General features: G+C 70.4%; 13 protein-coding genes. 2 read left to right on the plus strand and 11 right to left on the minus strand.

Annotation, left to right across the window (positions count from 1 at the left end; all coding sequences use genetic code 11):
• Positions 1–116: 116 nt before the first annotated feature.
• Together gspD and gspE are read left to right on the plus strand one after the other, a co-directional pair.
• A complete protein-coding gene (gspD, locus tag HV701_RS18915; protein ID WP_175134557.1) occupies positions 117–2,729 on the plus strand; it encodes a type II secretion system secretin GspD in 2,613 nt (870 codons plus the stop codon).
• On the plus strand, positions 2,726–4,153 hold the full coding sequence (gene gspE / locus HV701_RS18920; RefSeq protein WP_175134558.1) for a type II secretion system ATPase GspE: 1,428 nt from the start codon (positions 2,726–2,728) through the stop codon (positions 4,151–4,153). Before gspD ends, gspE begins: the two co-directional genes overlap by 4 nt.
• 22 nt (positions 4,154–4,175) lie before the next feature.
• Here the strand turns inward: gspE and HV701_RS18925 are convergent, their stop codons facing one another.
• The 11 genes from HV701_RS18925 to HV701_RS18975 form a co-directional block, all read right to left on the minus strand.
• Positions 4,176–4,691, minus strand: a complete 516-nt coding sequence (locus tag HV701_RS18925) for a TlpA family protein disulfide reductase (protein ID WP_175134559.1) — start codon at positions 4,689–4,691, stop codon at positions 4,176–4,178.
• Positions 4,691–6,814, minus strand: coding sequence for a TonB-dependent receptor plug domain-containing protein (locus HV701_RS18930; RefSeq protein ID WP_254595213.1), 2,124 nt, complete (start codon positions 6,812–6,814; stop codon positions 4,691–4,693). Before HV701_RS18930 ends, HV701_RS18925 begins: the two co-directional genes overlap by 1 nt.
• A 425-nt stretch (positions 6,815–7,239) precedes the next feature.
• The gene (gene gspN, locus HV701_RS18935) at positions 7,240–7,995 is read right to left on the minus strand and encodes a type II secretion system protein N (RefSeq protein ID WP_175134561.1); all 756 of its coding nucleotides are present in this window, start codon (positions 7,993–7,995) and stop codon (positions 7,240–7,242) included.
• A complete protein-coding gene (gspM, locus tag HV701_RS18940; RefSeq protein ID WP_175134562.1) occupies positions 7,995–8,573 on the minus strand; it encodes a type II secretion system protein GspM in 579 nt (192 codons plus the stop codon). Before gspM ends, gspN begins: the two co-directional genes overlap by 1 nt.
• A complete protein-coding gene (gspL, locus tag HV701_RS18945; RefSeq protein WP_175134563.1) occupies positions 8,570–9,562 on the minus strand; it encodes a type II secretion system protein GspL in 993 nt (330 codons plus the stop codon). Before gspL ends, gspM begins: the two co-directional genes overlap by 4 nt.
• Positions 9,559–10,503: a type II secretion system minor pseudopilin GspK gene (gspK, locus tag HV701_RS18950; RefSeq protein WP_175134564.1), complete on the minus strand. Its 945-nt coding sequence runs from the start codon at positions 10,501–10,503 to the stop codon at positions 9,559–9,561. Before gspK ends, gspL begins: the two co-directional genes overlap by 4 nt.
• Complete coding sequence (locus HV701_RS18955) at positions 10,500–11,114, minus strand: prepilin-type N-terminal cleavage/methylation domain-containing protein (RefSeq protein ID WP_175134565.1); 615 nt, start codon at positions 11,112–11,114, stop codon at positions 10,500–10,502. The genes gspK and HV701_RS18955 overlap by 4 nt, the downstream gene beginning before the upstream one ends.
• Positions 11,111–11,500, minus strand: coding sequence for a type II secretion system minor pseudopilin GspI (gene gspI / locus HV701_RS18960; protein WP_175134566.1), 390 nt, complete (start codon positions 11,498–11,500; stop codon positions 11,111–11,113). The genes HV701_RS18955 and gspI overlap by 4 nt, the downstream gene beginning before the upstream one ends.
• A complete protein-coding gene (gene gspH, locus HV701_RS18965; protein ID WP_175134567.1) occupies positions 11,487–11,975 on the minus strand; it encodes a type II secretion system minor pseudopilin GspH in 489 nt (162 codons plus the stop codon). Before gspH ends, gspI begins: the two co-directional genes overlap by 14 nt.
• Positions 11,947–12,375 (minus strand): type II secretion system major pseudopilin GspG, encoded by a 429-nt coding sequence (gene gspG, locus HV701_RS18970; RefSeq protein ID WP_336885408.1) that lies wholly within the window; start codon positions 12,373–12,375, stop codon positions 11,947–11,949. The genes gspH and gspG overlap by 29 nt, the downstream gene beginning before the upstream one ends.
• 75 nt (positions 12,376–12,450) lie before the next feature.
• Complete coding sequence (locus tag HV701_RS18975) at positions 12,451–12,897, minus strand: general secretion pathway protein GspC (RefSeq protein WP_175134569.1); 447 nt, start codon at positions 12,895–12,897, stop codon at positions 12,451–12,453.
• Positions 12,898–12,947 lie beyond the last annotated feature (50 nt).

Genomic DNA, 12,947 nt, shown 5'->3' on the forward strand with positions numbered 1-12,947 from the left:
TTGCAGCCCGTCACCTTGCCTTTCGATTATGACCGTAGTGTTGCAGTGTCACCCCGTATACTCCGACGCGCTTTCACGTTTTTTCACACGACTTCACGTCTCAGGCACATCTCGTCATGCGTCACATCGCGCAACTCAGCCTTGCGGTCTTGCTCGCGGCAAGCCAACTCGGACCCATGGCCGGCAAGGCCCATGCTCAACAGGCGGACAATCGCGTCAGCCTGAACTTCGTCGACACGGATATCCCCGCCGTGCTGCGTGCGCTGTCGCTGTTCACCAAGCGCAATTTCCTGGTGGATCCCCGGGTGAAGGGCAAGCTCACGCTGGTGTCGGACCGGCCGGTCGACAGCGCCCAGGCGCTGTCGATGCTGACCGGCGCGCTGCGGCTGCAGGGGTTCGCCATTGTCGATGTGGATGGCGTGACGCGCGTGGTGCCCGAGGCCGATGCCAAGCTGCAGGGCAGCGCGGTGGTGGGCGATACGCGGCCCGCGCCCGCCTCGGGCGGCGCGGCCAAGGGACCGGTGCCGGTCGCGGCCTTCGCGCGCGGCGGTTCCGGCAATAGCGGCGAGATGCTGACGCGCGTATTCCCGTTGAAGTACGAGAACGCGGCCAACCTGGTGCCGGTGCTGCGCCCGATGGTGCCGCCCAACAATCCCATCAATGCATACCCCGGCAACAACACGCTGGTGGTGACCGATTATGCCGACAACCTCGAGCGTATCGCGGCCGTGATCGCGCGCATCGACGTGCCCAGTTCGATCGACACCGATGTGGTGCCGGTGCGCTCGGGCATTGCGTCGGACATCGCCATCCTGGCGTCGCAACTGCTGGATACGCAGAGCAGCGACCCGACGCAGCGCATCGCCGTGGTGGCCGATCCGCGCAGCAATAGCGTGCTGATCCGCGCGGGCAGCCCGGCGCGCACGCGCCTGGCGCGCGACCTGATCATGAAGCTGGACGCGCAGCAGAACCGCTCCGGCAATCTGCACGTGGTCTACATGCGCAATGCCCAGGCCACGCGCATCGCCGAAGTGCTGGGCGGGCTGTTGACCGGGCAGGCCAACTCGGCGCCGGGCGCGAACCCGGCGGGCGGCAGCGGCGGCGCCGTCGGCCAGGGCGGCGGCAACCGGCCGGCGCAAGGGTCCGGCGGCAACGCCAATTCCGGGTTGGGCATGTCTTCCAACTCGAACGCATCCGGCAGCGCCAAGGGCGGCCTGTCGGGTGATCAGGACCGCATCGCGCGCGACGATTCCGGCAACCAGGCGGTGTCGTATTCCGCCGGTGGCGCGACGATCCAGGCGGATCCGGCCACCAATTCGTTGATCATCGCGGCGCCCGAACCGCTGTACCGCAGCCTGCGCGAAGTGATCGACCAGCTCGACCAGCGCCGCGCGCAGGTGCTGGTCGAGAGCCTGATCGTCGAGGTCAGCGAACAGGCGGCGGCCGAGTTCGGCATCCAGTGGATGACGGGCGCCGGCAACATCAACAGCGGCGGCACCAGCTTCATCGGCGGCACCAACCTGGGCGGCAGCGGCCTGTCGGGCAGCGGCCCGACCTCGATCGACGCGCTGGGCAGCGGGCTGAGCCTGGGCCTGGTCAAGGGCACGGTCGACGTACTGGGCAACAAGGTCATCAACCTGGGCGTGCTGGCCCGCGCCATGCAGAACAGCGGCGAGGCCAACATCCTGTCCACGCCGAACCTGTTGACGCTGGACAACCAGTCAGCCAGCATCCTGGTGGGCAAGACGGTGCCATTCGTGACCGGGCAGTATGTCACCAGCGGCGGCAACAACAACAACCCGTTCCAGACCATCCAGCGCGAGGACGTCGGCCTGAAGCTGAACATCCGGCCGCAGATTTCCGAAGGTGGCGCGGTCAAGCTGGACATCTACCAGGAAGTCAGCAGCATCGACGAGAGCCGTTCGACGGCCACTACCGGCATCGTCACCAACAAGCGCGCCATCGACACCAGCGTGCTGATCGACGACGGCCAGATCATCGTGCTGGGCGGCCTGCTGGAAGACAACGTGACGCTGACCTCCAACAATGTGCCGGGCCTGAGTTCGATTCCGGTATTGGGCTCGCTGTTCAAGTACGACAGCCGCAAGCGCACCAAGACCAACCTGATGGTGTTCCTGCGGCCATACGTGGTGCGCGATGCGCGCCAGAGCGCGGGCGTGACGATGGACCGCTACGACTACATGCGCCGTGCCCAGGGCATCGCGCAGCCGGGCGGGCACTGGCTGTTGCCGGACATGCAGGCGCCGATGCTGCCGCCGCCGGGGGCGGCGCCGTCGGTGTCGAACAATGCCTATGACATGCGGCCCGAGCACCTGGCCGAGACCATGCGGCGGCCGCCGCCGGTCACGGTCGAGTCGTTCGCGGTGCGCCAGTATCCGGCCGCGCGCCAGACCAGCGATCCGTCGCTGCCGATCCGCGCCAATCTGCCGCTGGGCGTGAGCGTGGCGCGCGATCCCGCTTCGCTGTATGGAGAGGTCGATACCAGCAGCGCGACCTTGCAGTTCGCTTCGGTCAAGACGCGCGGCGAGGCCGACGGCATCGCCCGGCGGGTCCAGGCCAGCGGCCTGCAGGCCTACGTGCAGCCCGGGCCCGGCGGCATGGGCTACGTGGTGCGCAGCCAGGTGTCGCGCGACCCCGGCACCATTTCGACCGCCACCGCGCTGCTCAAGGAACTGGGCTTCAAGGGCGAACTGGTCTCGCATCTATGAGCGCGCATCCCTTGCCCTATGCGTGGGCGCGGACGCAGCGGGCGGTACTGTCGCTGCGCGCCGGCCACGCGCAGTTGACCGTCAGCCCGCGCACCCCGGACTGGGCGGTGCGCGAGATCCGCCGCTGCCATGGCGATATCGCCGTCGCGCAGGTCGACGACGAGGCGCTGGAAACCCTGCTGGCGGCGGCCTACAGCCACGCCGAGGACGCTGCCTCGGTGATGGGCGTGGCCGAAAACGAGATCGACCTGGACCGCCTGTTGCAGGATATGCCCGAGGTGGCCGACCTGCTGGATGCGCAGGACGACGCGCCGGTGATCCGCATGATCAACGCGCTGTTCGCGCAGGCGGCGCGCGATGGCGCCAGTGATATCCACATCGAGCCGTTCGAGACCCACTCGGTGGTGCGCTATCGCGTCGACGGCACGCTGCGCGACGTGGTCTCGCCGCGCAAGGCGCTGCACGCGGCGCTGATCTCGCGCATCAAGATCATGGCGCACCTGGACATCGCCGAAAAGCGCCTGCCGCAGGATGGCCGCATCGCGCTGCGGGTGGGCGGCAGGCCGATCGACGTGCGCGTATCGACTCTGCCCACCGGCCACGGCGAGCGCGCGGTGCTGCGCCTGCTGGACAAGGAAGCCGGCCGGCTGCAGCTGGAGAAGCTGGGCATGGCGCCCGGCGTGCTGCGCCAGCTCGACCGCCTGATCCGCCAGCCGCACGGCATTGTGCTGGTGACCGGGCCCACCGGCAGCGGCAAGACCACCACGCTGTATGCGGCGTTGAGCCGGCTGGATGCCTCCACCAGCAATATTCTGACCGTGGAAGATCCGATCGAGTACGACCTGCCCGGCATCAGCCAGACCCAGGTCAACGCCAAGATCGACATGAGTTTCGCGCTGGCGCTGCGGGCCATCCTGCGGCAGGACCCGGACGTCATCATGATCGGTGAAATCCGCGACCTGGAGACCGCCCAGATCGCGGTGCAGGCCTCGCTCACCGGCCACCTGGTGCTGGCCACGCTGCACACCAACGACGCGGTGTCGGCGGTGACGCGCCTGACCGACATGGGCGTGGAGCCCTTTCTGTTGTCGTCGTCGCTGCTGGGCGTGCTGGCCCAGCGCCTGGTGCGAAAGCTGTGCCCGGCCTGCAAGAGGCCGGCGATGCAGGATGGCGCGCGGGTATTCCAGCCGGTTGGCTGCGAGGCCTGCAACCATACGGGCTATGCGGGCCGTTCCGGCATCCATGAACTGTTCACGGTCGATGACGCGGCGCGCCGCCTGATCCACGAGGGCAGCGACGAACGCGAGCTACGCCGCGCTGCCAGCGCCGCGGGCATGCTGAGCATGCGCGAGGATGGTGCGCGCTGGGTGCAAAGCGGGGAAACGTCGCCGGAAGAGATCCTGCGGGTGACGCGCGACGCGTGAGTGCGCGGCGCGCCGGGGCGGTTCAGCGCGTTGTCGCGGCCGGCTTGGCCGGCGCCGCCTCACAGCCGCGGGCGATGCGTTGCAGGTCCGCGCCGGACAGGGCGCCGAGTTGCCCCGCGCAGATGCGCCCGATCCGGGTTGCCACGGTGAAGGGCAGGGCGCCGCCGCGGTTGCCGGCGGCGCGCATCAGGGCCGCGACGTTGGCGCCTGGGCGCAGCACCGGCAGGCGCACGCCTTGGCGTTGCACGAATTCGGTGGCGGCGGCCGGGCTGTCGGTGCTGACGAGCAGCACCGTCCACGCCGGATGGGCGTCGGCGAAGCGTTGCAGCCGCGGCAGTTCGGTGACGCACGGCGGGCAATCGCGGCTCCAGAAGTTGACCAGCACCGGCCCGGGCAGGGCTGCCAGCCGCACGAAGCGGCCGCCGTCCAGCGCGGGCAGCGAAAAGTCCCACGCCGGCCCCGCCGGCCAGGACTCGGCGCCGGCGATCAGGGGCGCCGCGCACAGCGCCAGGCAGGCCCTCGGGAGAATGCGGCGCATCAGAAGCTCAGCTTGGTGCCGGCGTACAGGTAGCGTCCGCGGCTGGGGCCCCACAACTGGATGACGTCGAGGTCGCCGTCACCGTTGACGAACAGGGCGCTTTCCTTGTCGGACTGCTTGTAGTCGAACAGGTTGTCGACCCCGGCGTAGAGCGTGAAGTGCTTGTTGACGGCGTACTCGCCCCGCAGGTCGAGGGTGAAGAAGCCGGGGCTTTTCTCGCGCTTGGGCGTGCCGTCCAGGTTGTAGCGGTTCTGCTGGCCCGAGCCGTCGTCGTGGAACTTGCGCAGGTTCATCGGGCCGGTCCAGACCAGCTTGGCGTTGAAGTCGAAGTTGCCGCGATCGTAGTCCAGGCCCAGGTAGGCCTTGGCGTTGGGACGCGCGAAGGTCAGCGTCTTGGCGGGGAAGCGGTAGTTGAACGCCTCGGCCGCCGCCATCACGCTCAGGGCCGGCGTCAGCAGGTAGGACATCGTCAGGTCCACGCCCTGCACGATGACCGGCTGGCCGGAGCTGGAGAACAGCGTGATGTCGTTGCCGTCCGCGTCGTGCTGGTCGGGGTCGAGCATGGCGAAGTTCTTGATGCGGTTGTAGTTGTACGAGCCGGTCACTGCGAGGCGGTCGTCGGCGTAGTTGAGCGCGTAGCTGGCGTTGAGCGATTCTTCGGGCTTGGTGATCTGGCGGTCGATGCGGATGGTGTTGAGGATGCCGTGTTCCTGCTCGAAGAAGCTGGTGGGCGCGCGGAACCCCTTGCCGACGCTCAAGCGGCTCGAGAGCCGGTCGCTATGGTGGTAGAGCGCGTTCAGGCGCGGCGAGGTGATGCCGCCGAAGACGTTGTGGCGGTCGTAGCGCACGGACCCGTTGATCTCGAGCGCGTCGTCCAGCAGCGCGCGGTAGGCCTGCAAGAACAGGGCCGGGGTGCGGTAGGTGTAGTCGTCGACGCCGCTTACCGGGGTGCCGTCTTCCATGCTGCCGTGGCTGCGCAGGTCTTCATAGCGGAAGTTGGCGCCCAGGGTGGTCAGCCAGCCCGCGATCGGCGTCTGCCAGCTGGCCTCGGCGTAGTACTGCTTCTGGCGGGCGATGTAGGTGGCCAGCTCGTAGAAGCTGTCCTGCTTGTGCTCGGCCGCGCCCACGGCCAGCCGCAGCAGGCTGTCGCCGAAGCGCTTTTCACCGGTGGAGAGGAACTGCACGCGGTCGGTGAAAATGATCTCGGACATGCCGCCACGGCCGCCGCGATCGCCGCCGGGGCCTTTGTCGTAGGCCTGGATGCTGCCGTCGGCGGGATTGACCCAGCCGTCGCGGTCGGGCGAGCCATGCACCCCGCCGCGCCAGTCGAAGGGATTGCCCGTGGTGCTGTGCTTGATGGCCGAATAATCCGTGCCGAGGGCGCCGCCGCCGCGCTTTTCGTTGACCACGTCGAGCCGGCCGCGCACCTTGAAGCCGCCGGCGTCGTCCAGGAAGAAGCCGATGCCGCCCAGGCGGCGGTCGTAGCCGGTGTACTCGGAGATGCCGTTGTGGTCGGCATCGACGGAATCGTGCGTGTTGTAGTTGAGCGTCGCGGTGATGGCGCCGCCCGCGAATGGCCGCGCCAGGTAGGCATCGCCCTGGCGCGAGCCATAGCTGCCGATCTGCAGCCGGGCGCGGTTCTCGGCCTCGGTGGGGCGCTTGGTGACGATGTTGACCGAGCCGGACAGGGCTTCGGGCGCGATCAGGCTGGCGCCGGCGCCGCGCGCCACGTCAATGCGCTCGACCCCGTAGACGCTGACGCTGTCCAGCCCGTAGGCCGAGGAAACCGAGGAAAAGATCGGCACGCCGTCGATCATCAATGTGGTGTAGCGGCCGGGCAGGTTGTTGAGCAGGATGTTGCGGACGTTGCAGATCGAGCATTCGACCTGGACGGCGATGCCGGGATTCTTGTCGAGCGCTTCGTTGACGTTGGTGGCGCCCGCTTTCTCGATGGCGCGTTCGCTGATGGATTCGGTCTTGACGAGTTCGTCGCGCAGCGCGCCGGGCCGCGTCGAGGCCTGGTTGGAGCGGTCGATGACGGTGATCGGGGCCAGCATGGGAGCGGCGCTGGCCGGGGCGGTCTGAGCCTGGGCGGCCCAGGCGGCGGTCAGGGCCGCGGCCAATGCGGCGAGTCGGACAGGCGTGCGGGAAGGAAAGACGGAAGGCATGGATGAAGGCATCGGATGGGCGGGTTCCAGGAGGCAGGCACCGCCAGGCACGCGGGGCATTGCCCCGGTCATGGCGTGTTCAGAAGGGACAGGAACCGCGGGCCGCCTGGCCGCGCGCCATCGATCCGGCGGGCGCGGCCGGCTGGGGTTGGCGCGCAGGGCGCCGGAGGGAAACGGGGCGGTACGGCATGAAGGAAAGGCGGAAAACCACGGCTGCAAAAATCATTCAAAACGTTATGTTTTATGAATTTTTGCGTCAATCGAGAGCCGGTCCGAGATTCCGTGCACCCGCCGCGCATGAGGGCGTGTGAATCGGTCTGGCAAAGGCATGCGCGTGGCCGGTGTGCAACACGCGGTCCGCGGCGCCGGCCTTGGCGGCGTTACTTGCCGGTGCCGAATACCACCGTGTCGCGGCTGCGCCGGCCCAGGGTCGACATGAGGCCATCGAGCGCCGCGCGGTCGGCTGGACTGGCCGAGGCGGCAAAGCTCGCCTGGCCCTGGAAGCGCACGCCGCGCGCGGTGAGGCTGCCCTGGCCGGTGACTGCCAGCGGACCGCTTTCGGTGCTGAGCGCCAAGGTGGCGCCGGCGCGGCCATTGCCCCGCAGCCGCAACACATAGGTGCCGATCGGGGCCAGCGGCGACAGGGCGGTGGCGGCATCGCGCCAGCGCAATTCGGCCAGCGGCGCATCGGGCAGCGCCGCGCCCAGGCGCAGCGCCTGCCACCGGACTTCGACCGTGCCTTCGGGGGCGAGTGTGTTCCAGGGCGCGCCCAGCGCCGGCAATACTGTTGCCGGCAGGCGCAGCGATTGCGCCGACAGGCTGACCCCGCCGCCGTCCAGGCTGGCGCGCAGCGGACCCTGCAGCCAGGGATGCGACAGTTCCAGCGTCAAGGAAGACCAATGCCATTGCCAATGCACGGCCTGCGGCAGCATGCGGCGCGCGCCGGGCGGACCCAGCGCGATCCAGGCGCTGCCGTTCCAGATCGTGCCGCCGGCATCGGCCAGCGTTACCGGAGCATCGGCGGGCAGCCAGGCCAGCAGCCAGCGCGCCGGCAAGACGGCGATCGCGCCAATCGCGGCGCTGGCGGCGCAGGCCAGCGCCAGGCCGCTGTGCTTGGGCAGACGAGGCCAGCGCATCAGGAGCGCGCCGGCAGGGCCAGCGTGACGCGGCCATTGACCAGGCCCGGCAGCGGCCGGCCATTGGCATTGGTGGCGCGCGTCAAGGCGACCTGCCTGACCGCCAGCCCCCAGTCGGCGGTGCTGTCTTCCAGCCAGCGCAGCAACGCCGATGCCGGCAGTTCGGTCACGGCCAGCGTGACGCTGTCGCCCTGGCCGGGCGGTTCCAGCGTCCAGTGATCGGCCGGCAGGCCGGCGCGTGCCAGGCTGGCGCCGAGATCGGCCGCGGTCGGCAGGGCGGTGGCGGGCGCGGCGGCATGTTTGCGCAGGGCCGCCGCCTGGGTGGTCAGGTCGGCCACGAGGGCGGCCTGGCCACGCAGGCGCGGCAGCTCCTCGCGCAGCGTGCGCGCCGTATCGAGCGCGGGTTCGACCAGCAGCGTGAAGACCAGCGCCAGCGCCAGCAGGAGGCCGGCGCCGGTGACCAGCCGCCGTTCTCGCGGCGCCAGCGCCTGGTAGCGCTGGCGCGCGCGGTCGGCGGCCGGGGCCAGGGGTTTGCAGGTGGCGCGCCAGCGGGCGCCCAGGCGTTCGATCAGTGTCATGGTTGGCTGCGCGTGATGCGCCAGGTGTTGTCGGTATCGCCCCGTTCCAGCTTCAGGCCCTGTGTGGCGGCCTGCTGGATCAGCGCGGGGGTTTCGGCCACGCGCTGCGCCTGGGCGCCGGTGTCGGCCAGTTGCAGGGTCAGCGCCTGGTCGCTGTACGACAGCTGCGCGACGTTGTCGGCGGCAAACGGCAGTGTCTGGGCAGCGGCGCGCGCCAGGGGCAGGAAGTCGCCGGTGTTGGCGCCGCCGCGGCGGCTGCGCAGCGCGTCCAGCCCCTGCTGCGCCTGGCGCGCCGGGTCCAGGATCACGGGGATCGCGGGAAACGCCGCCTGCACCTGGCGGCGCATGTCGTCGCGCAGCGTCTGGGCCTCGCCGCGCAATTGTGCGGCGTGCAGGTTCAAGCCGCCGATCCATACCACCGCGGCGGCCGCGCCCCAGCGCCAGACCGGCCGCCAGCGCGAGACACGCGCGGGCGCCAGTTGGGGCATGGCCAGCGACCACGATGGCGAGGGCGCGAGCCAGCGTGGGTCGGCCGGGTCGCGCAGCGGCGCCGTCTCGTCCGGCGCCAGCGTCTGCGGCGCGATCAGGGCGCGGGTGCGCAGGCCCTGCGCGTTCAGCAGGTGCCAGGCGTGGCGCACCGCGGCGCGCGGCGCCCAGGCCAGCGGCACCAGGCCGTCGGCGGCGCGCGGGCCGTGGCCGATGGCCAGGTCGTCCAGGTCGCTCAGCACCAGCGGTTCGAGCGCGCCGCGCACGGCGGCGGCGAAGCGGGCCTTGGCCACGGCGGGCACCTGCACCGTGGCGGTGATGACGTCGCCAGGATGCAGCACGGCCTCGCAGGCGGCTTGCGGATAGGCCTGCCCCAGGGCCTGCAGGCTCAGTTCGCCCTGGCGCGCGCAACGGCCGCGGCGGTCGAACCAGGCATAGGGCAGCAGGGAACCGGGGCCGAGTTCGGCCAGGGGGACCAGCGCGATGCGCAGGGAGTTCTTCAAGGATTCTCTCTCGTCCAGAGGGTGTCGGGCGCGGCCGGCGGCGCACTGCGGATCAGCGCCTGCATCGAGACGCGGGCCCGTTCGTAAACGACCGCGCCGCTGGCCAGGAACCAGCCGCTGGCCGTAGTTACGGCCGGCGCCGGGGTCTTGACGCCGGTGGCGGCCAGGCGGTTGGCGAAGTCGCCGTTGTTGTTGAACCAATTGCCGCGATCGCGCTCGCCGGTCAAGGCGCGCGCCTGGCTGAGCGACAGGCCGGGCACCAGCGCCGCGATGACCTCGGGCGGCGCGGTATTGACGTTGACGTTGGTGGCCACCGGCAGCACCGTCATCGTGCGGCGCAGGGCGTTGCGCGGGGCCGGTTCCAGGCCGAGCAGGGCGCTGACGTCGTCAATGCCGCGCGGCAGGGGCGCGCGCGCCTGCGGCGTCTGGCCGCCCTGCGCCGGGGTGGGGGCGTCGGCCGGCTGCGCCGGTGGCTGGCTGGCGGCGATGATCCCGATGATGCGCGTGGCCAGCGTGTCCGGCAGGCGCTGCAGCGCCAGCAGGCGCCGCAGCACCTGTTCCTGTTCCGGTTGCGGCACGCCATGGCTGGCCAGGTTGCTGAGGTTGTACTTGCCCTGTTCGTCCTGCACCTGGCCGGAGAACACCGCGACGCGGTCGTCGCCGGGGCGTTCGATGCGGGTGTCGAGCACCGGCGTGGCCCAGATCTGGTCGCCGCGCGTGGTCGATTCGCGCCGGCCATGGTCGCGGATCACCAGGCGGGCCCAGTCGATGCCGCCAGCCAGCAGCATGCGCGCCTGCACGCGCGCCATCTCGTTCTCGATGCGGCGGGTACTGGCGGTCTGGCGCTGGAACAGGCTGGTGGTCAGCGCGGCCACGATGGCCACGATGATCAGCGCGCTGACCACCGCGGCGCCGCGCTGGCAAGGCGGGCGGGGCTTCACGGCAGCTCCAGGATGCGGCTGTAGCGCCGGGCACCGCCGGCCGCTGCGCGCTCCAGCGTGATCTCGATGCCGGCGGGCGTGGCGGAGAAGGGCGAGCGCGTGTCCGTCCAGCCCATCCCCGGCACCCAGCCGCGCACCGCCAGCACGCGCACGCCGGGCAGCAGCAATACGCCGTCGTTGACCGGCGGCAGCGGTCCCTGTTCGGCCGCGAGGCCGCTGGCGCGCCACAGGCCGTCCTTGCGCACCGACCATTGCACCCGCTGCCAGCGGCCGTCGCCGTCCGGGTCGGGGCGCAGGATCTCCAGGGTCTGCGCCCCGGCGGCGCCGCGCAGCAGCCGTACGCCCGAGGTGAAGACGCGGTCGTCGAGGCCGGGCGCGGCGAACGACGGGCCGTTGTAGGCCAGCTCCACATCGCGTCCCATCTGGCCGAGGGCGCGGACGATGGCGTCGGTATCGTCGGATTGGCGCGCGATCCAGTCGCGCGCTTGGGAAACGCTCTCCAGGCCGCGCCAGGCCATCAGGCTGACCAGCGCCATCAGCGCCAGGGCCACCAGCACTTCGATCAGGGTGAAGCCGGCCTGGCGGCGGGGGCGGGCGTGGGGCGGCATCATCGCAGGCCCGACAGCAGGCCGTCCAGCTGCAGCAGGGCGGCGCCATTGGCGCTGTCGCGCACCTTGACCGCGACCTGACGGAAGCTGCGGTTGAGCGAATTGGTAAACACCAGTTCGCATTGCAGCGCCAGGGCGCCCTGCGGACAGGGCACGACGCGGGTGCCGGCGCGCGGCAGGGTCTGTTCCAGCCGCAATTGGGTCAGCGCGTTCTGCGCGGCCAGCAGCGCCAGAGTCTTGTCCTGCAGCGCGCGATTATTGGCCGCCATGACACCGGTGGCGCGCAGCGCCGCGCCCATCGCCACCGCGATGATGGCCAGGGCCACCAGCACCTCGATCAAGGTGAAGCCGCGCTGGCGCTGGCGGGAGGGAAAGTCAGTGGATGTCATAGTGTCCGGCGGCATCGCGCGTCAGCGTCACGCGCGAATCGCCCGCGCGCAACTGCACGCTGAATGGGTCGGCCACCCATTCGGTGTTGAAGACCAGCGGCCGCTCGGGTGTCAGGCGCCACCGCACCGGGCCGGCGCGCCAGGTCTGCGGCCGCAGCGCCGGGTCGCGTTCCAGCGTGTCCATCGGCAGGGGGGTATCGTCCTGGGCGGTGGGCGCGGCCGAGCGCCCCTGGCGCTCGAACGACCAGCCGCCGCTGGCGGGCAGCCAGCGGATCGGGCGGCCGTCGCTGCGCGCCTCGCCCTCGGCCACGGTGAAGGCGTCGGCCAGACGCTGCGCGTCCGCGCGCAACGGATCGGCGCCTTTGCCGATGGACAGGCTGACCATGCTGGCGGCGATGGCCACGATCACCAGCACCACCAGGACTTCGACTAGCGTGAAACCGCGCTCAGAGTTCCCACGAACCGATGTCGGCATCGCCGCCTTCTCCCCCGGGCTTGTTGTCGGCGCCGAACGAGAACACATCGATTTCGCTTTTGACGCCAGGGCTCAGGTATTGATAGGGATGGCCCCAGGGATCGTTGGGCAGCTTGTCCAGGTAGCCGCGCCAGCTGGACGCGCCCTCGGGCTTTTCAACCAACGCGCGCAGGCCTTGCGCGGTGGTCGGGTAGCGGCCGTTGTCCAGGCGATAGAGCTTGAGCGCCTGCATGATGCCGCCGATGTCCTGGCGCGCGGCGACCTGGCGCGCCTGGTCGGGACGATCCAGCACGCGCGGCACGATCAGAGCGGCCAGAATCCCCATGATCACGATGACCACCATGATCTCGATCAGGGTGAAACCTTGCTGGCGGGCGAGCCCGCGCGATGACTGGCGCACTTCACGACTCCGGTATTGCAGTGAGAAGCGTGCGATTGTGGACATGAAATATGACAGCAATATGAGGCGCGCGCGTCATGGCGCGGCACGCGTGATGGCGCCCGCGGGCGCCGGCGCAACCGGCGCGGCCAGGCGATTGGCGCGTCCGCCTTGCTCGACCGTGACGGCTTCGGCGCCGATGTCCTGGAGCACGATGCCGGGCGCGATTTCGTCGCCGACGCGCCAGGCCGCCGGCGGGCCGCCGTCGACGCTGAAGACCGCGGCGCCGTCGGGGCCGGCGGCGATGACGCCGAGCACGCTGATCTGCGTGTGCAGCACTTCGTCGCGGCCAAACCATAGGGCCACCGGCGTGTTGTCGGCGGCGCGCGGCGCGGGCGCCGCGATGGCGGCGGGCAGGGCGGCGGGCGCGGGCGCCAACAGGACCGCGCCCCACACGCCCAGGCCGGCGGCCAGCGCCAGCAGAGCAAGGACACGGCACGCGGCGGGGGGCGAAGGCGGCGACAGGCGCAAGGACAAGGGCATGGCTGAAACGTGAAACGGCACGGCGGAAATGTGGCCGACTCTAGCAGCGC

Origin of the sequence: Achromobacter pulmonis (genome assembly GCF_902859765.1) — a bacterium.
GTDB classification, from domain to species: Bacteria; Pseudomonadota; Gammaproteobacteria; order Burkholderiales; family Burkholderiaceae_B; genus Achromobacter; species Achromobacter pulmonis.